Annotated in this window: 17 protein-coding genes; 8 read left to right on the top strand and 9 right to left on the bottom strand. The window is 59.8% G+C overall.

Annotated elements, in window-relative coordinates; all coding sequences use genetic code 11:
* The first annotated feature begins 3 nt into the window (after positions 1-3).
* From lptA to L1069_RS01945, 4 genes are all read left to right on the top strand, one after another.
* Entirely contained in the window at positions 4-516 is a 513-nt protein-coding gene (lptA, locus tag L1069_RS01960) for a lipopolysaccharide transport periplasmic protein LptA (protein WP_129372593.1), read from the top strand.
* Positions 516-1,274 carry an LPS export ABC transporter ATP-binding protein gene (gene lptB / locus L1069_RS01955; RefSeq protein ID WP_129372594.1) on the top strand — a complete coding sequence of 253 codons (759 nt, stop codon included), beginning with the start codon at positions 516-518 and terminating at the stop codon, positions 1,272-1,274. Before lptA ends, lptB begins: the two co-directional genes overlap by 1 nt.
* A gap of 270 nt (positions 1,275-1,544) precedes the next feature.
* The gene (raiA, locus tag L1069_RS01950; RefSeq protein WP_129372595.1) at positions 1,545-2,105 is read left to right on the top strand and encodes a ribosome-associated translation inhibitor RaiA; all 561 of its coding nucleotides are present in this window, start codon (positions 1,545-1,547) and stop codon (positions 2,103-2,105) included.
* 56 nt (positions 2,106-2,161) lie between these two features.
* Entirely contained in the window at positions 2,162-2,626 is a 465-nt protein-coding gene (locus L1069_RS01945) for a PTS sugar transporter subunit IIA (RefSeq protein WP_129372596.1), read from the top strand.
* A 230-nt stretch (positions 2,627-2,856) separates the two neighbouring features.
* Here L1069_RS01945 and L1069_RS01940 read toward each other — a convergent pair whose 3' ends face one another.
* The 8 genes from L1069_RS01940 to cysQ form a co-directional block, all read right to left on the bottom strand.
* Complete coding sequence (locus L1069_RS01940) at positions 2,857-4,293, bottom strand: sulfotransferase domain-containing protein (protein WP_237454596.1); 1,437 nt, start codon at positions 4,291-4,293, stop codon at positions 2,857-2,859.
* Positions 4,294-4,299: 6 nt separating this feature from the next.
* Positions 4,300-6,000 carry a beta-1,6-N-acetylglucosaminyltransferase gene (locus tag L1069_RS01935; RefSeq protein ID WP_129372598.1) on the bottom strand — a complete coding sequence of 567 codons (1,701 nt, stop codon included), beginning with the start codon at positions 5,998-6,000 and terminating at the stop codon, positions 4,300-4,302.
* Positions 5,997-6,983, bottom strand: a complete 987-nt coding sequence (locus L1069_RS01930; RefSeq protein WP_211037628.1) for a glycosyltransferase family 2 protein — start codon at positions 6,981-6,983, stop codon at positions 5,997-5,999. Before L1069_RS01930 ends, L1069_RS01935 begins: the two co-directional genes overlap by 4 nt.
* A gap of 193 nt (positions 6,984-7,176) precedes the next feature.
* The gene (locus L1069_RS01925) at positions 7,177-8,217 is read right to left on the bottom strand and encodes a glycosyltransferase family 2 protein (protein ID WP_129372599.1); all 1,041 of its coding nucleotides are present in this window, start codon (positions 8,215-8,217) and stop codon (positions 7,177-7,179) included.
* A 7-nt stretch (positions 8,218-8,224) separates the two neighbouring features.
* Positions 8,225-9,208, bottom strand: coding sequence for a UDP-glucose 4-epimerase GalE (galE, locus tag L1069_RS01920; RefSeq protein WP_237454595.1), 984 nt, complete (start codon positions 9,206-9,208; stop codon positions 8,225-8,227).
* 45 nt (positions 9,209-9,253) lie between these two features.
* Positions 9,254-10,147 carry a UTP--glucose-1-phosphate uridylyltransferase GalU gene (galU, locus tag L1069_RS01915; protein WP_024092080.1) on the bottom strand — a complete coding sequence of 298 codons (894 nt, stop codon included), beginning with the start codon at positions 10,145-10,147 and terminating at the stop codon, positions 9,254-9,256.
* A gap of 177 nt (positions 10,148-10,324) precedes the next feature.
* Complete coding sequence (locus tag L1069_RS01910) at positions 10,325-11,125, bottom strand: manno-octulosonate cytidylyltransferase (protein WP_237454594.1); 801 nt, start codon at positions 11,123-11,125, stop codon at positions 10,325-10,327.
* A complete protein-coding gene (gene cysQ / locus L1069_RS01905) occupies positions 11,125-11,922 on the bottom strand; it encodes a 3'(2'),5'-bisphosphate nucleotidase CysQ (protein WP_129372602.1) in 798 nt (265 codons plus the stop codon). The genes L1069_RS01910 and cysQ overlap by 1 nt, the downstream gene beginning before the upstream one ends.
* Positions 11,923-12,034: 112 nt before the next feature.
* Between cysQ and L1069_RS01900 the strand changes: the two genes are divergently transcribed.
* Positions 12,035-12,856 (top strand): ABC transporter permease, encoded by an 822-nt coding sequence (locus tag L1069_RS01900; RefSeq protein ID WP_129372603.1) that lies wholly within the window; start codon positions 12,035-12,037, stop codon positions 12,854-12,856.
* A 75-nt stretch (positions 12,857-12,931) separates the two neighbouring features.
* Here L1069_RS01900 and L1069_RS01895 read toward each other — a convergent pair whose 3' ends face one another.
* Positions 12,932-13,534: an alpha-ketoglutarate-dependent dioxygenase AlkB gene (locus tag L1069_RS01895; protein WP_211037623.1), complete on the bottom strand. Its 603-nt coding sequence runs from the start codon at positions 13,532-13,534 to the stop codon at positions 12,932-12,934.
* A gap of 22 nt (positions 13,535-13,556) precedes the next feature.
* Here L1069_RS01895 and dnaK point away from each other — a divergent pair, with 22 nt between their 5' ends.
* From dnaK to radC, 3 genes are all read left to right on the top strand, one after another.
* Positions 13,557-15,671: a molecular chaperone DnaK gene (gene dnaK / locus L1069_RS01890; protein WP_275423043.1), complete on the top strand. Its 2,115-nt coding sequence runs from the start codon at positions 13,557-13,559 to the stop codon at positions 15,669-15,671.
* A 78-nt stretch (positions 15,672-15,749) separates the two neighbouring features.
* Complete coding sequence (gene dnaJ, locus L1069_RS01885; protein ID WP_027257040.1) at positions 15,750-16,910, top strand: molecular chaperone DnaJ; 1,161 nt, start codon at positions 15,750-15,752, stop codon at positions 16,908-16,910.
* A gap of 263 nt (positions 16,911-17,173) precedes the next feature.
* Complete coding sequence (radC, locus tag L1069_RS01880) at positions 17,174-17,938, top strand: DNA repair protein RadC (RefSeq protein WP_129372606.1); 765 nt, start codon at positions 17,174-17,176, stop codon at positions 17,936-17,938.
* Positions 17,939-18,008: the final 70 nt, after the last annotated feature.

Below are 18,008 nucleotides of genomic sequence, written 5' to 3'. Positions count from 1 at the left end.
CCTGTGTCCTATTTGCGCGCATTGATTTTTTGCCTGCCGCTCGCGGTATTTCCCAGCCTAGTGGCGGCGCAGACGGCCTCCGTTGCCTTTGGCGCGGTCAAGTCCGACCCCAGCCAACCGGTTGAAGTCACCGCCGACAACCTGGCGGTCAACCAGGCAAACGGCTCGGCAGAGTTTACCGGCAATGTGCTCATTATTCAGGGCATCATGCGGCTGTCCGCAGACAAGGTTCTGGTGATCTACAAAACCGCAGACGAAACAGACGCCCAAGCGGGCATTGAACGGCTGGAAGCCACCGGCAATGTGGTACTGGTCAGCGGTCCGGACGCCGCCGAGGCACAGCGCGCCGAATACACCATTGACCAAGGCACTATCGTGATGACCGGCAATGTGCTCCTGAATCAGAAAAGCGGTACCTTGGCTTCCAACCGGCTTGAGGTGAACCTGACTTCCGGCACTGCCAAAATGGCCGGCCGTGTAAAGACTATCCTGAACCCGAATGGCGGCAGCAACTGATGGCGAAACCTGGTCTGACCGTCACCGAAGGCTCTTCCGGGCTGCGCATTGAAAAACTGCGCAAATCCTACCGCAAACGGGTGGTGATCCGCGACGTGTCAATGTCGCTGAACCGCGGCGAGGTGGTGGCCCTGCTGGGTCCCAACGGGTCTGGCAAAACCACCAGTTTCTACGCCATTGCAGGTCTGGTTTTCCCCGAAGCGGGCACCGTCAGCATCGACGGCCAGAACGTGACCGGCCTGCCGATGTACCGGCGCGCTCGCCTTGGCATCGGCTATCTGCCACAGGAAATGTCGATCTTCCGCGGCCTGTCGGTGGAGGACAACATCTCTGCCGTTCTGGATATCTCGCAGAAACACGAACACAAACGCCGCGAGCGGCTGGAAGAACTGCTGTCCGATTTCTCGATCGAACACCTGCGCCGCGCACCCGCGTTGGCGCTGTCAGGCGGTGAACGGCGCCGGGTTGAGATTGCCCGCTGCCTTGCCGCAGATCCGAAATACCTGCTGCTTGACGAACCCTTTGCCGGCGTTGACCCGATCTCGGTCGGCGATATCCGCCACTTGGTTTCCGACCTCAAGAAACGCGGTATCGGCGTGCTGATCACCGACCACAACGTGCGCGAGACCCTGGAGATCGTGGACCGGGCCTATATCCTGCATGACGGCCAGGTGCTGATGTCCGGCAGCCCTGAGGAAGTGGTTGAAAACGAAAACGTCCGCCGGGTTTACCTCGGCGACAACTTCCGCATTTCCTGACTTCCGCAGTCAAAGCCGGACAACCGAAAATATGCCTGAAACCCGTGTTTCTTTTTCCGGGTTATCCATTGACTCTCCCGCTGTCTTGCCGTCGAATTGACCCATGGCATACGCGCAGACCGATGCAATCCGCTTAGCAGCCTTGGCGACAAGGCCCGGACGGATGCAACCGGATGCCTGGCCTGCCCCCCGGTTCCGGACCTGACGTGACAGCGCCAAGGATTGCCTTGGCGGCGGGTTTGGGCCGCAATAATTCGTAAAGGAGATCACATGCGTTACAAAATAAGCGGTAAACAGATCGACATCGGCGAAGCTCTGCAAACCCATGTGCAGAACGAGCTGGGTTCGGCCGTTCAGAAATATGCAGAACGGCCAACCGACGCGACAGTGGTCTTTTCCCGTTCGGCGCATGAATATGTGTGTGAAGCCACCGTCCATCTGTCGACCGGGCTGAGCGCTCAGGCCAAGGCGCACGAAACCGAAATCTACGCCGCATTCGACTCTTGCTGCGAAAAAATGGAAAAACAGCTGCGCCGTTACAAGCGCCGCCTGAAAGACCACCACAAGGATCGCAGCGAACCGGTTGAACATTTGGGCGCCAATTCGTATATCCTCGCCTCTGAGGAAGCGGAAACAACCGAGCCGGACTCGCTGCAGCCGATCATCGTCGCCGAAATGGAGACTCGCATACCGTCCCTGTCTGTCGGGGAAGCGGTAATGCAGATGGAAATTGCAGGCGCACCGGTTCTGGTCTTCCGCAAAGAAGGCAAAGACGGGTTGAATGTGGTCTACCGCCGCGAAGACGGCAACATCGGCTGGATCGATCCGTAATCACATCTAAGGCATCGGCGCCCCTCCACAACGGGGCGCCGGAACGGAGCAGACATATGCAGATTTCCAGCATCCTCAAGCCAGAGGCCGTCCGGGTGATCGGTGCGGCCTCAAGCAAGAAGCGCTTGTTCCAGGAAATTGCAGACATTGCTCAATTTGCATACGGGCTGGACGCCCAGGCGACGGTCGAGGCTTTGCTGGACCGCGAAAGCCTAGGCCCCACCGGGGTTGGCCATGGCGTCGCCCTGCCGCATGCCAGGCTGGACACTGTCAGCGAAGTCCGCGGCATCTTCCTGATCCTGGAGAAGCCGCTGGACTTCGGAGCGGTGGACCGCCAGCCAGTGGATATTGCCTTTGCCCTGTTTGCTCCGGAAGATGCCGGCGTCGAGCATTTGAAAGCACTGGCGCTGGTGTCACGCACCCTGCGCGAACAAAGCTTCTGCACCAAACTGCGCGCCAACCACGACCCGGCAACGCTTTATACCATCCTGACAGAAGATCAGTCCGTCCAAGCGGCCTGATCCCCGGGCTGCGTCTGCCCGTATCTGAATTTCCCGGTTTTTCTGCGCACTTGCTTGCGGCCAGGAATTGCTATTGCGCCACTTCTTTCCCGCAAGCTCTCTCGTCCGTCATCAGCCGCCATCCGGTGGAGCTTTTTCAGTCGGGCCAGTCCCAAGACCGCCCGGGAGGTTTACCTCAGCCAAATCTCCGGCGGACACGGTAACATCGCGCCTGCATTCATGCTGCCAGATCAGCCTGCGCACCAGGGACCAAAGCCAAACGCCAGATAGTCGCGCTGGTAAACGGAGGCAATCAGCGCCTCCAGATCCGCGTCGTAAATATCATCCAATGCAAAGGGCACCTGCGGCGCAGCGGCCGGCACCGGTCCCGGCTCCATCCGGCCCTGCCTGCGAGCCAGTGCAGGCAGCTCCTCACTCATCTCCGCCTCGCGGATCAGCAAATCCGGAGGCCCGAGTTCAGAAAACCCGGCCAGCACCTGGCTTTGGCTGACCCATTCCGCATCCGCCCGGATCGACGTCTGCCCGGACAGATTGGCCCGGACAAAACTCAGAAAACCGGCAAAAGCGTCCCGGTGCTGCGCTCGGGTATACCCGTCGTCCGGCCCTTCCTCCGGCAAAACCAGCCCGAACTGCCGCCGCAACGTATTGCGGATGGCCCGGAAGCTGCCCTCGCCGGCATTCAGGATCCGGTGGCAGAACACCGCATGGGCCCGCGCCGCAGGGTGGCGCAGCACGGTAAAGCTGCGGAACCCCTTATTGCCGCGTTTCCACTGGCGCAGCTGTTTCTGGTTCATGCCCTGGATCAACCCGTCTGGCGCCACCTGATCCAGCCCGGCCATCCATTGCACGACTTCGCGCTCCGGTCCGCCCTTGAGCGGCAAATATAACAGCGGCGTCACCACCCCCGCCACATACCCAGGCACCGCCGGGCCGCGGCGCGGCTCGAAATTCGGGGTGCGGGTCAAGTTGAAGCGGTCCATGCCCGACAGCGCCTCTTGCATTACGTCAGGGTTTGCCACCTTAGCCAGAACCGGCGCCGGGTTCTGCCGCTTGAGGCTCTCATCCAGCGCCTCAAGCCGCTGGGACATTCCCAGCCAGCGTGCCAGCCCGTTCATCACCTCAACGCTTTGCAGATCCTCATAGGCCACATAGAACGCCGTCTGACCCAGCGACTGCAGCCGGTTCAGCAGCGTGACCTGGAAATCTTGCAACGATTCTACATGGGCTGAAAATTCCGCTGCATCAAACCGCGCTTTGGCGTCCTTGCGGCGCTTTACATCGGTCAGCTTCCACTGCCCGGTTGCCTTGGCAATCTTCCAGGACACATAACTGTCCAGCGGGTTGCGGGTCAGGATGATCTTGGCACAGCGCGGATCCTCCAGCATCAGGTCCAGCACCCGCGGATCATGGTCATGGAAATAGCGGCAACCGCCCAGCGCGCTTGGGTCAGCCTTGATCTGCTGGATCAGCCGGGCTGGATCCGCCTCCCGCATAGCCTGAGTCACCCCCAGAATATCGCTCTTGTTCGGATAGCCGATGAAATGCGGATTGAAGGCTTCGCCGTGGCAGGCAAGCCCGTCAAAAGCATTCAGATTGGTCTCCAGAAAATTGGAGCCCGTCCGCATTTCAGCGAAGACAACAAAATAGTCGAATGAGGAATCAGACATCAGAATTTATCGTACCAGATAGGGTTTGCGTTGCGGCTTGGAGAGGCTGACAGGGCTTTGCTCAACCGGGAAATCCCCCATCAAGTAGGGGTGCATGCCCTGGTTTTTCAGGTTCTGCAAAAACTGTCCAAAGCCCTCAAGGTCCGTCATCTTGGGAGCCTCGCTCAGATGACGCGCCGCAAGAGGACCGATTTCGTCAATGATCGTCTGCAATGGTTCCATTGGCGCCTCTACGAACTCCGCCATGCTCCAGATCCGGACCCGTGCCTTGGTCCATTGCGAGCGCAGGATCTGCAATTGCTCAGCCTCGGTCTGCTGCAGCTTTGCCGCTTCCTGCCGGAGTTCTGTGAAGTTGCGGTTGGATTTGAACAGCGGCACTGCCCAGGCACCGCTGATGACAGAAATCTGCACATTTGCATCCCGTGCCAGCAGCCAGTTCACTGCCTGGTTGTCCCCTGGCCCGAACTGAAAACACTGCCGTTCGCCGCGGGTGTTCCAAATCAGGCTGGTGAGAAAGCTCTCTGGATTGTAGTCACGGACCCTGGCATGGCCGTTGAGGCACCCATTGACCAATCTCTGCCCTTCGGAAAACGCCGCCCCATCCGGTGCAAATATATGCCCATGAACACGCGCCCCAGTGGTTCGAGCCAGCCAGGTTTCAAAATCGTCGAACAGTTCGGTAAAGCCCTGAAACACTGAATAGGGGCTGGAAGTGATGCCATTCTCCGAGCCTTGGCCGGGAAACCGGCTTTGCATGTATAAACCGGGTCTGCCGCGGGTGCGCCGCTCTACCGCCTTGGCAAAAATCCGGTCGATTTTACCCGGGTTAGGTTCGGTCCGCTTCATCGCGCCGGCAGGGTCGGTCAGAAACGCCTGATACAGACGTTCTGCATGTGGCCAGATCTTGCGGGCAACAAAGCAGTCTGACCGGCGCAGAAGCTGCAAATGATCGTCGTAGAAGATATGCGGCTTACCCTGGAAATCGAATTTCGACAGCGTCAGCGAGCGGCTTTCGATATTGCTGGAATACTGCCGCACCAAAGTCTGGAAATAGCTTTCATCCGGAATCCAGACCTTGCGGAAATAGGCATCATAAACCGGGCGTTCAGGATCCTCCAGGATCGCCGACAGGGTTTGCCGGGTCAGGCACCACCACTGGCTCCCCATATGCGGCACCAGCCCGGGGGGAATCCGGCGCCTGATGCGCAACTTGCGCTGCAAATCCACGTAGCGGTCGAACAGATAGCGGTGTTTCTTCCAGGAGAACGGGAACCGCAGGGTGAACCGCTCGTGGCTGAGCCCGCCGACAATCCACGGCACATCCGCAGTGGTGGCGCTTTCGATGAAATCGGTGCGCGGGCGGGCAGCCAGGTAATCGATCAGCTCCTGCACAGGCCGGAGCGGCAGGCACGACCCGGAGGCCAGATAGACATGGCGCACTAACGGAAACTCCGCCAGCATCACCTCGGACGCCGATTGCGACGCCGCAACAATTCCCCAAGTGCCCCATTCGCACCGGTGGCGGGCGGAAAACCGGACCAGCGGATCATCCGCCAGCACATCTTTGAAACGGGTGAACGCCTGATGCCCGACGTTGCGGTCCACATGCAGCACCACCGGGCAACCGCTGGCGGTCCAGTGCCGCACCACCTGCGCAGCCCGATCCAGTGCGGTATGCACAAGCATGACGACCCCAACCGCGCTCATGCCCAGTTTCCTTTGGACATCATTCCCAAAATCTCAAGCTGGCGCCAGTTGATGTACTTCTCGCTCCATTTGCACCACAGCTCCGGCTGCTCCACCAGTTTGCCTGCATAGGCCTTATACTCGGTGGAGCCGGCATAATGCTGCCCGCGGACCAGCTCCTCCTGCGCCTTTACGGTAAAGATATCGAGGAATTTGGTATGCAGCAGCGCGCCGCTGGCCTTTTCACCGCCATCAGCCTCATAGACCTGGTTCAATCCCCGCGGCAGCAGCGCGTGGGTAGAGCTGGCATAGGCATAGCGGCGGTGCCATTTGACGAGAGGTATCTTGTTCAGCGCCGGCGCCCGTTGGGGCTGGTCTGCAAAAAACACCCGCGACCGCGGCCCGCCCTGAATCCACAAATTGCCGTATTCCGGGTTGCGTCTGATTGTATAGTTGCCGCTGTCAAACCAATGGGCAATCTCCAAAGGATTCTGCCCCGGCTGATACGGCACCTCGCCAATCCTGCCCTTGGGATAGACATCAATCAGCATAGCCGAAAAACTGCGGATCGCGGAATTGTCCAACCAGTCAGTCAAAGCGCGGATCGGCCGGGTGTCGCAAAACGGGTAGATAAAAAACTCATCCGGATCGACCACCAGAACCCAATGCCCATGCGCATATTTGCGTTTCAGGCCGTTCATCCAATCGATGCCGAAACCTGAACGCTTGTAGCTCGCCGTGGTGTGCCACAGCGAAACATCGCCCATGCCGCGCAGATAGTCGGCACTGCCGTCGGTGGAACCATTGTCGACAAACAGGAAATGGTTGATCCCCATGCCGCGGTAATACTGCAAGAAATAGGGCAGCCGGATCTGCTCGTTGCGCATGGTGCAGACCAGCAGGATATCCCCCGGCCGGATAGCTTTGGTGTTGTCCTGCACAGCGGTCAGCTCACTGGATTTGCGCACCGCACGGACCAGACGCCGCTTGCGCCGCAACCGCATCCGGTAAGAATCCCAAAGCCCCACGTTCACTCCAAACCAATATCCAGGGAGCGCGCTCACCCGTTCAGGCCTAACAGGACCTGCCTCAAGTTTCCGCGCAATATGTCACGGGAGTATTGTATTAACAACGAATTTAGAAACAGTTACGCATCCGCACGGCCTGACTGCAACAGTTCAGTGGCCGTTCGGTAATTCACCAGTTGATCGGTGTCATCAACCCAAGCGCTGCCAGTTGTTCCGGATCTTGGTACCGAACCGATCCAGAATACCACAAATCCGGAGTTCCCGAGATCCCATCGTAGTAGCCGTCAAACTGCAGCGGAGTGTGAAAGTGCTGCTGCCGCTGCTTTTCTGTTGCTGACTTGGAAACAATCTCGGGCAGGAACTTGGTATGCAGCAGTATCCCTGAGGGCTCCGTCCCTCCTGGCCCGTTATAGAGCGCGTTCATTTGCGGCGGCAGCAGCGAATGGGTTGAGTTCATATAGGCATAGCGGCGGTTCCAACGGATCAGCGGCAGCTTGTTCAGCGTCGGGGACCGTTCCGGCTGCTCTTGGAAAAACACTCTCTCGCGGGCGCCGCCCTGTACCCAGAGGTTGCCCATCGGCTGCTGCCGAACGGCCCGGTACGGCCCCGCATCAAACCATTGCAGAATTTCACACGGATCCTGTTCCGGTGCATAGCTTTGCCCGCCCAGCGGTCCCTTGGGGTAGAGATCAAGCATCAGTGCGCCAAAGCCCTGACGCCCTTGCTGTTCCAGGTTTTGCGTCAGGTCGTCCAGCCCGTGTTCTTCCATACCGGAATAGACCAACAGCTCATCCGCATCGACTGTCAGGCACCAGCGGCCATGGCCGTAGCGGATCAGCAGCCAGCCCAGCCAGTCCAGGCCAAAGCGCGCTTCCCGGTAGCTGGCAGCAGTCTGCCACACAGAGACATCCGGCTGATCTGCCAGCAGTTCGGCGCTGCCGTCATCGCTGCCATTGTCGACAACCAGGAAATGCGCGGCACCCAGCCGCCGGTAAGACTCCAGGAAAAAAGGCAGACGGCTGATCTCGTTACGTAAAACGATAAAGACCAGAACCCCGTTTGCGGGGATCTGGTCTGTACGGTCAGCCATTTTGCGCATCTGACGCCGGGCACGCAATGCCCGCCACAGCATCCGCCGCCGTTTCCACCGCATCCTGTAGGCCCCAGCAAGGCCCAGGGGCGGCATGTCAGCAGCAGCGGAGCGCATCATGTTATACTTAGGCCTCGTAATAACCTGTCTTATGCCACTCCCAGGCATCGGCGATCATCATCTCCAGGGTTGAGCGGCGCGGCTCCCAACCCAGATCGGTGACCGCCCGTGTCGAGCCCGACACCAGCTTGGTGCAGTCTCCCGCCCGGCGCTCACCCGTGTTGCACGGCACCTTTTGACCGGTCACCGCCTCGGCCTTGTCCATCACTTCGCGCACAGAAAAGCCAGAACCGGTGCCAAGGTTGAACACCTGGCTTCCCTTGCCTTCTTCCAGCCACTTCAGCCCCAGCACATGCGCATCCACCAGATCGCAGACATGCACATAGTCGCGGATGCAGGTGCCGTCCGGGGTATCGTAATCAGTGCCGAAAATGGTCAGCGCATCGCGCTTGCCTGCAACAGCATCCAGCACCAGCGGCACCAGATGGGTTTCGGGACGGTGGAACTCGCCCACTTCAGCCTCTGGATCAGCACCCGCTACGTTAAAATAGCGGAAAACCACCGAACGCAACCCGTTCGAAGCTCCAAAATCTTTGAGGATATCCTCCACCGCACGCTTGGAGGCGCCATAGGCATTCAGTGGCAGCTGCGGCGTGTTCTCGTCCAGCACCACATTGTCATGCTCGCCATAGGTCGCACAGGTCGAGGAGAACACGAAGTCCAGACAGCCCGCAGCCACTGCGGCCTCGATCAGGTTCAGCGACCCGCCGGTGTTGTTCGCCCAATAGCGGCCCGGCTCGCTCATCGCTTCGCCAACCTGGCTGAGCGCCGCAAAATGCATCACAGCAGCCGGTCGGTACTTGGCAAAGACCTCATCCAGCCGCGCCCGGTCATTCAAGTCGCCCTGCTCAAACGGGCCGAACTTCACCGCGTTCTGCCAGCCGGTCACCAGGTTGTCGTAGGTTACCGGGGTGTAACCCGCCGCTTTCAGTGCCTTGCAAGCATGCGAACCAATATAGCCGGCACCGCCGGTCACCAGGATATGTGTCACTGTCTTTGCCCCATGCAGGGCCGCCCCGGGAGGCGGCCAGAGTCGTTATTGCGCGGCTTTGCCAACCTGCGCGATTTCGGAAATGTAGTTCATCAGATCATCCCGCAACTCTTCACGCGCCAGCGCAAAGGCCACTGTGGCCTGCAAAAAGCCTGCCTTGGAACCGCAATCAAACCGCTGGCCGCGGAACCGGTAGCCGTAAACCGGCACGTCCTGCGCTATGTCCTCGGCAATGGCATCGGTCAGCTGGATCTCGCCGCCCGCACCCGACTTCATCTTGTTGAGGTTTTTCAATACAGAAGGCGACAGGATATAGCGGCCGATCACAGCCAGGTTTGAAGGCGCCTCGCCTGCACTTGGCTTTTCTACCATCCCATTGGCCGCAACCACCTGGCCCATGTCGTCCTTCACGTCAAGCACACCGTAAGAGGACGTCTTTTCAGGCGGAACCTCCATCGCAGCCACCATATTGCCGCCGGTTTCCTCGTAGGCTTCGACCATCTGCTGCAAGCAGGGTTTTTCCGCCGCGATCACATCATCCGGCAGGATCACCGCAAAGGGTTCATTGGCGATCAGCCGGCGGGCGCACCAGACCGCATGGCCCAGGCCCAGCGCCTTGTGCTGGCGGATATAGGCGATGGCACCGGATTCCATATTGGTGCCTTGCAGCAAATCCAGCAGATCCTGTTTGCCCTTTTTACGCAGTTCCTGCTCCAGAACGGGTGAATGGTCAAAATAATCTTCCAGTGCACCTTTGCCGCGCGACGTGACAAAGATGAACTCCTTGATCCCGGCCGCGCGCGCCTCGTCAATGGCGTATTGCACCAGTGGCCGGTCGACCAGTGTCATGATTTCTTTCGGAACGGATTTGGTTGCGGGAAGGAAACGTGTTCCCATACCTGCAACGGGAAAAATTGCCTTAGTTACCTTTTTACGCATGGCGCTCTCTCAATACTAAAATTCCAGGCCGGATACCGCCCTCCCCGCAAGTGAGGAGAGATAAAGCTCCGCTAGACCTGGCTGTCCCCAACAATTCGCGATGCGGCTGCCAGCGGCCCCGGGCTGCATCCCATCAGTGTGCTTCTGCCTGTGTCAGTACCTTTTACCATTCTTCGCCTACTCGTGACCCATCTTCTTCATCATCGTCTCCAGCCGCGGCACATCTTCCGGGTTATTCAGCTCCCAAAACTCGCGCCCTCGGGCTTCGACTTCGACACACAGAACTTTGCGGCCGTTCTCCAGGAAGCGCAGCTGTTCCAGCCCTTCCAGTTTCTCCAGCGGCCCCGCCGTCCAGCCAGAATACGCCGCCAAGGCGTCCGGGCGGTAGGCATAGACGCCGACATGGTGAAAGACCGGCGTGTTTTCGCCATCACCAAAGGTCTGCGCGCAGTACGGAACCACTTCTTTAGTGAAATAGAGCGCACTGCGGTCTTCGGCAAATACTGCGGTGGTGCCGCCAACCCGGCCGGCCTTGCGATCGGCCAGAAGACTGTTCAGCGTCTCGCCATTGCAGCGCAGCACCGGTGTAGCCAGCCCCATGCCGGGCGCTGCGCGCAGCCCCGCCACCAGATCTTCGACAAACCAGTGCGGCGTCAGCGGAGCGTCGCCCTGCAGGTTCACAACAATCTCATAACCGCTGCCCAGCGCTGCATGCGCCTCGGCGCAGCGTTCAGTGCCATTGCCGCAGGTCTCCGAAGTCATCACCACTTCGGCACCAAAGGCTTCGGCTGCCTGCCTGATGCGATCATCATCGGTCGCCACCACCACCCTGTCCACGCCTTGCACCGAACAGGCCGCCCGCCAGGAGCGTTCCACCAGCGTGCGGGCCTCACCGGTGGCACCGGTCAGCGGCACCAGCGGCTTGCCGGGGTAGCGGGTCGAGGCGTAGCGGGCGGGGATGACGATCAGGACAGACATCAGGCTTTCTTCAGCTCCACAGCCGGTGCATAGGCAATGAAGAACGGGTTCGCATAACCTTCCTTGCCGTAAACAAGCGGGGAGTGATCGTCAAAACGCACCACTTTGCCGCCAGCGCCGGCAAGCACCGCGTGACCGGCAGCTGTGTCCCATTCCATAGTGCGGCCCACACGCGGATACAGATCCGCCTCACCAGTGGCCACCAAGCAGAACTTCAGCGATGAGCCGGCGCTTTTGCTATCCTTCACTTTGTACTTGCCGATGTAATCGTCGGTTGCCTGATCGCGGTGCGATTTCGACGCCACCACCATCAGCGCAGCATTATCGCTGCCGGCGACCCGGATCGCTCGGGTTTCACCGATGGTGTGCGGATCAAACACACCGGTTTCCTCAACCGCGCTGCCATCCGCCAGGGTAAAGAACATCCGTTCTTTGGCCGGCGCATAGACCACGCCGCGGGTCGGCACGCCTTTTTCCACCAGCGCAATGTTCACAGTGAAATCGCCGCGGCGGTGGATGAATTCCTTGGTGCCGTCCAGCGGATCGACGATCAGAAAGGTATCGCCGCGCTCTTTGTGCGAGTCAGACTGTTCTTCGGTGACCAGCATCATATCCGGGAAGGCCGCCCGCAGCCCGGCCGAGATCAACGCATCAGCAGCCTCATCCGCAGCTGTTACCGGGCTTTCGTCGGATTTAACCTTCACGTTGAAATCGTCGGAATTGTAGATTTCCATGATCTTTGCGCCGGCCTCAATTGCCAGGCGGCGGATCACGGGCACTAGGTCTTCATACGTCACGCAGATCTCCCTAACATGGGTTTAATTGAAAATTTGCCTCTTGCCCCTTATGATGCGCAGATAGCGGAACGGCAAGCAGCCGCATCAAATTCGAGCAGAGAATACAGGCCTCATGTTTCAGCAGCGCACGCAGCAATCCTCGTTGTCCGGGCTCCTCACGCTTAGCGAGGTGGTATTCCATTCGGTCGTGCGCAGCGTCCGTTCCAAACACAATAATGCCTTTGCGGCACTTGCGCTGAACATCATGCAGGCCGTCCTCTTCGTCGGGGCGTTTTTTGCCATGTTCGCGCTGCTGGGCCTGCGCGGCTCAGCAATTCGCGGCGACTTTCTGCTTTATGTTATGTCCGGTGTGTTTCTGTTCATGGTTCACACCAAGACAGTCGGTGCCGTTGCCGGTGCTGAGGGGCCCAGCAGCCCGATGATGCAGCATGCGCCGATGAACACGATGGTGGCCATTCTATCTGCCGCAATCGGCGCGCTGTACATCCAAGTGCTGTCACTGTTCATCATCCTGTTTGTCTACCACGTCGCATTCACGCCCGTGCATATCGAAGAGCCAATACCCGCCTTTGGCATGATTTTGCTGGCCTGGACCACCGGCGCCGCCGTCGGGCTGGTGTTCCTGGTGCTGAAACCCTGGGCACCTGGGCTGGTGAGTATTCTGACGATGATCTACCAACGCGCTAATATGATCGCGTCGGGCAAGATGTTCCTGGCCAACACGCTGCCCAGTTTCATGCTTGCCATGTTCGACTGGAACCCCCTGTTTCACTGTATCGACCAGGCCCGCGGCTTTGTCTTTATCAACTATAACCCGCATTTCAGTTCCTGGCAGTATGCTGCTTGGGTAGCGCTGGTGCTGATCGTGATCGGCCTGATGGGCGAATTCTACACCCGGCGCCAGGTTTCCATCAGTTGGAGCGCACGGCGGTAGCCGCAAAACCCGGACCAAGACTTTTCAAAAAGTCTTGGCAAAAGTTTTCCTTAAAACTTTTGCGCCCTGCCGGCGTCACGCAACCACTCTGAGCGTCAGATTGATCCGGCCGCCCTTGGGCAGCAGCCGCGAGGACTTGAACCGGATCCGGTCTACCCCGTGATATGTCAGCCGCGCATCACCGCCCATCACCACCGCATCGCCTGAGTTGAGCCAGACCGATTCCGTCTTGCCGCCACGGCTGAGGTTGCCAATCCGGAACAGCGCGTCATCGCCCAAGCTGATGGATACCACGGGGTAAGAGAAATCCGCCTCATCCTTGTCCTGATGCAGCCCCATCCGCGCACCCTCTCCATAGTAATTCAGCAAGCAGCATTCCGGTGCCCGCTCCTGCCCGGTCAATTGCCGCCAAATCTCCAATATTGCCTCCGGGATTTCCGGCCAGTTCCGCCCTGAGGGGTGCTGCTCAGCATAGCGGTAGCCGGAGGCGTCAGAATACCAGCCGAATTGCCCCGCCGATGTCATCCGCACCGACATCTGCCCGCCCCCCGGCACCTTGGGTGAGAACAGCGGCGCCGCCTTCAGCACCGGCCGCAACGCGTCTATCAACGCTGCTTGCCTGGCCGGTTCAAGAAACCCCTTGTAGACATCAAATCCGCGCACACGCAGCAAGGTCATTGCCGTTCATCCATCCTTAACCATGACCCTTGCAAAAAAGCGCATTGATTCACGCATCTCAGCGTGCCTGAGCGCTTGCAGGGGCGTTTTCTGCTCCCTATATACGCCGGGACGCGGCAAGGTGCAGACCAAACCGCAACTTCCATCGGGGCCAGGATGCCGCAACGGGTTCAGGCCTCGGGTAATCGCCTTGAGTAGTAAAAAGGGATCGCAAATGAGCAAAGTTATCGGCATTGACCTGGGTACCACCAACTCCTGCGTGGCCATCATGGATGGCTCCCAGCCCCGCGTGATTGAAAACGCCGAGGGCGCACGCACAACCCCGTCTATTGTTGCCTTTACCGACAACGAACGCCTGGTCGGCCAGCCGGCCAAACGCCAGGCCGTCACTAACCCCGACAACACCGTGTTTGGCGTCAAGCGTCTGATCGGCCGCCGGTTCGACGACGCCGCAGTCGCCAAAGACAAAAAGATGGTGCCGTTTTCCATCGTCAACGGCGGCAACGGCGACGCATGGGTCGAAGCCAAGGGTGAGAAATACTCCCCGTCGCAGATCTCTGCCTTTACCCTGGGTAAGATGAAAGAGACCGCGGAATCCTACCTGGGCGAGGAAGTCACCCAGGCAGTCATCACTGTCCCGGCCTATTTCAACGACGCACAGCGTCAGGCCACTAAAGACGCCGGTAAGATTGCTGGCCTCGAGGTGCTGCGCATCATCAACGAGCCGACCGCGGCTGCGCTGGCCTACGGCCTCGACAAGGAAGAAACCCAGACCATCGCGGTTTATGACCTCGGCGGCGGCACCTTCGACGTGACTATCCTGGAAATCGACGACGGCCTGTTCGAAGTGAAGTCGACCAACGGCGACACCTTCCTGGGCGGCGAAGACTTTGACATGCGTATCGTCAACTACCTGGCGGACCAGTTCAAAAAGGAAAACGGTGTCGATCTGTCCAAGGACAAAATGGCCCTTCAGCGCCTGAAAGAGGCCGCAGAGAAAGCCAAGATCGAACTCTCCTCCACCTCGCAGACCGAGATCAACCAGCCGTTCATCTCGATGGACCCGTCTTCGGGCCAGCCGCTGCACATGGTGATGAAACTGACCCGTGCCAAGCTGGAAAGCCTGGTCTCCGACCTGATCAAGCGTTCGATGGATCCCTGCAAGGCGGCCCTCAAGGACGCTGGCCTGTCCGCTTCCGACATTGACGAAGTGGTTCTGGTTGGCGGCATGACCCGCATGCCGCGCGTCATTGAAGAAGTCACCAAATTCTTCGGCAAAGAGCCGCACAAGGGTGTGAACCCGGATGAAGTGGTTGCCATGGGCGCCGCCATCCAGGCCGGCGTTCTTCAGGGCGACGTCAAGGACGTGGTGCTGCTCGACGTGACCCCGCTGTCCCTGGGTATTGAAACCCTGGGCGGCGTCTTCACCCGACTGATCGACCGTAATACCACCATCCCGACCAAGAAGTCCCAGGTGTTCTCGACCGCGGAAGACAACCAGAACGCCGTGACTATCCGCTGCTTCCAGGGTGAGCGTGAAATGGCCGCCGACAACAAGATGCTCGGCCAGTTCAACCTCGAGGAAATCCCGCCGGCGCCCCGCGGCCTGCCGCAGATCGAAGTGACCTTTGACATCGACGCCAACGGCATCGTGTCGGTTGGCGCCAAGGACAAGGCGACCGGCAAGGAACAGCAGATCACCATCCAGGCATCGGGCGGCCTCTCGGACGATGATATCGAAAAAATGGTTAAGGACGCCGAAGAGAACGCCGAAGCGGACAAGGAACGCCGCGAGCTGATCGAAGCCCGGAACCAGGCCGAAAGCCTGATCCACTCGACAGAAAAAGCCGTGGAAGAGCACACTGATAAGGTCGATCCGTCGACCGTCGAGGTGATCGAACTGGCCATCGCCGCGCTGAAGGATGATCTGGAGAACGAGAAATCGACTGCCGAGAAAATCAAAGCGGGCATTCAGAACGTCACCGAGTCCGCTATGAAGCTGGGTGAAGCGATCTACAAAGCACAGGCCGAAGCGGACAGCGAAGACGAGCCGGCCGCCGCGGATGAGACCGCAAGCCCTGCGGATGACGACATCGTTGACGCGGAATTCGAAGACCTGGACAACGACAAACGCTAACGCCTGATACGCAGGCCATAGCGGGCCGGTCCGGACCCCGGACCGGCCCATTTTCGTTGAGGCAGATGGGGTTATCCGATGTCAAAACGCGACTATTACGACGTTCTGGGCGTGGCCAAGGGCGCCACCGCAGACGAAATCAAAAAGGGCTTTCGCAAGAAGGCCAAAGAACTGCACCCCGACCGGAATTCCGACAATCCGGACGCCGAATCGCAGTTCAAGGAAGCCAACGAGGCTTATGACGTCCTGAAGGACGCCGAAAAAAAGGCCGCCTATGACCGCTTTGGCCATGCTGCGTTTGAAAACGGCATGGGCGGCGGCCAGCGCGGCGGTCAGGGCCAAGGCTTTGGCGGCGGCGACTTCTCCTCCGCCTTTTCCGACGTCTTCGACGACCTGTTCGGCGATTTCATGGGCGGCCAGCGCGGTGGCGGCGGCGGACGGCAGCGGGCTTCCCGCGGTGCTGACCTGCGTTATAATCTGCGGGTCTCGCTGGAAGACGCTTTTGGCGGCTTGCACAAGACCATCAAGGTTCCGACCTCGGTCTCCTGTACCTCCTGCGAGGGCACCGGCGCCGAAGGCGGCGTGGAACCCACAACCTGCCCGACCTGTTCTGGCATGGGAAAAGTCCGCGCGCAGCAGGGCTTCTTCACCGTTGAACGCACCTGCCCGACCTGTTCGGGCCTGGGTCAGATCATCAAAAACCCGTGCAAATCCTGCCACGGCCACGGCCGGGTGGAAAAGGACCGCTCGCTGTCGGTGAACATCCCGGCGGGAGTTGAAACAGGCACCCGCATCCGCCTGGCAGGCGAAGGCGAAGCAGGCCTGCGCGGCGGCCCTCCCGGTGATCTCTACATCTTTGTCGAGGTTGCTCCGCACGCCCTGTTCGAGCGCGACGGCAACAACCTGTACTGCCGGGTGCCGGTCAGCATGGCCAAGGCAGCCCTTGGCGGTTCCATCGAGGTGCCGACCATCGACGGCGGCCGCGGCCGGGTCCAGATCCCCGAAGGCAGCCAGTCCGGCCGTCAGATGCGTCTGCGCAGCAAAGGTATGCCAGCCCTGCGCGGCGGTGCCACCGGCGACATGTTCATTGAACTGGCGGTGGAAACTCCGGTCAACCTCACTGCCCGCCAGAAAGAACTTCTGCGCGAGTTCGAGGAAATGTCCGAGGACAACACCAACCCCGAGTCCCGCAGCTTCTTCTCTTCGGTGAAAAGCTTCTGGGACGGCATGAAGGGGTGAGGCCCGTCCTGGAAACGCTCCGGGGGAGCGTTTCAGGGCCGAACGGGCGGAGCCCCGGGCATTTGCCTAAACCGGCTCAATCAAAAGCGCCCCCCACTCGGGGCGCTTTTCTTTTTGCCCCGTCCCTTCTTCTCTCACAGCCCATGCCGCACCGCGGTGGTGCATAAGGGGGTGTACAGGGGGTGCACGCCTGTCATCCCCCGGCTGCCGCAACACGGCCCACATTAACACTTCCTCAACCAAGATGGCACCACCATGGCGCCATGGCCAAGGATCCCGCATTCGAGGAAGTTTCGCTGCCGCTGTTTCCCGGCGGCGACGAAATCCCTGCGGCCCCCCTGCCCCAAGGCCGCCTGCCCTCCTACATCAAGGACCACCGCGCCCGCCTGCGCGAGCGTTTCCTGCAGGGCGGTGCCGCCGCAATGCCGGACTACGAGCTTCTTGAACTGGTCCTGTTCCGCTCCATTCCGCGCCGCGACGTAAAGCCTCTGGCCCGGCTGCTTCTTGATAGTTTCGGAGATTTCAACCGGGTTGTAACGGCCTCTCCGGAACGGCTGGCCCAGATCAGGGGCATCGGCGATGCGGTGATCACCGACCTTAAGGTACTGGAGGCCGCAGCCCACCGCATGGCCCGCGCCCGCGTGATGCAGCGGCAGGTGATTTCCAGTTGGGACGCATTGCTGGACTACTGCCATACCACCATGGCGCACCGCGAAACTGAACAATTCCGTATCCTGTTCCTTGATCGCAAGAACGTGCTGATCGCCGACGAAGAACAGGCGCGAGGCACCGTCGACCATGTCCCGGTTTACCCCCGGGAGGTCGCCAAGCGGGCTCTTGAGATCAACGCTAGTGCTTTGATTTTAGTACATAATCACCCTTCCGGCGACCCCACACCTTCGGACAGCGACCTCAGTATGACCAATCAGGTTCAGGCCGCGCTGACCGCCCTTGGCATCACCCTGCACGACCACCTGATCATCGGTAAATCCACCGAGTTAAGCTTTCGCGCCCGCGGGCTTCTCTAGCGCTGCCGCAGCGCGCGCCAGCGCGGTGCCCGGCCCAAGGATTTACAAGGCATCGCTGATGCCGTGTCAA

Source organism: Leisingera sp. MMG026 (assembly GCF_021654205.1).
Lineage (GTDB): Bacteria > Pseudomonadota > Alphaproteobacteria > Rhodobacterales > Rhodobacteraceae > Leisingera.
Note: the sequence above shows the minus strand (reverse complement) of the source record. Positions and strands in the feature narration are given on the sequence as shown.

Bases quoted from the DNA above. Each gene is read 5' to 3' on its own strand.
- L1069_RS01910 (WP_237454594.1), bottom strand. From the start codon at position 11,125: ATGTCTGTCCTGATCGTCATCCCCGCCCGCTACGCCTCGACCCGCTAC.
- L1069_RS01940 (WP_237454596.1), bottom strand. From the start codon at position 4,293: ATGTCTGATTCCTCATTCGACTATTTTGTTGTCTTCGCTGAAATGCGG.
- L1069_RS01900 (WP_129372603.1), top strand. From the start codon at position 12,035: ATGTTTCAGCAGCGCACGCAGCAATCCTCGTTGTCCGGGCTCCTCACG.
- L1069_RS01935 (WP_129372598.1), bottom strand. From the start codon at position 6,000: ATGAGCGCGGTTGGGGTCGTCATGCTTGTGCATACCGCACTGGATCGG.
- L1069_RS01930 (WP_211037628.1), bottom strand. From the start codon at position 6,983: ATGCGGTTGCGGCGCAAGCGGCGTCTGGTCCGTGCGGTGCGCAAATCC.
- radC (WP_129372606.1), top strand. From the start codon at position 17,174: ATGGCCAAGGATCCCGCATTCGAGGAAGTTTCGCTGCCGCTGTTTCCC.
- dnaK (WP_275423043.1), top strand. From the start codon at position 13,557: ATGACCCTTGCAAAAAAGCGCATTGATTCACGCATCTCAGCGTGCCTG.
- lptB (WP_129372594.1), top strand. From the start codon at position 516: ATGGCGAAACCTGGTCTGACCGTCACCGAAGGCTCTTCCGGGCTGCGC.
- L1069_RS01895 (WP_211037623.1), bottom strand. From the start codon at position 13,534: ATGACCTTGCTGCGTGTGCGCGGATTTGATGTCTACAAGGGGTTTCTT.
- galU (WP_024092080.1), bottom strand. From the start codon at position 10,147: ATGCGTAAAAAGGTAACTAAGGCAATTTTTCCCGTTGCAGGTATGGGA.
- dnaJ (WP_027257040.1), top strand. From the start codon at position 15,750: ATGTCAAAACGCGACTATTACGACGTTCTGGGCGTGGCCAAGGGCGCC.
- raiA (WP_129372595.1), top strand. From the start codon at position 1,545: ATGCGTTACAAAATAAGCGGTAAACAGATCGACATCGGCGAAGCTCTG.
- L1069_RS01945 (WP_129372596.1), top strand. From the start codon at position 2,162: ATGCAGATTTCCAGCATCCTCAAGCCAGAGGCCGTCCGGGTGATCGGT.
- L1069_RS01925 (WP_129372599.1), bottom strand. From the start codon at position 8,217: ATGATGCGCTCCGCTGCTGCTGACATGCCGCCCCTGGGCCTTGCTGGG.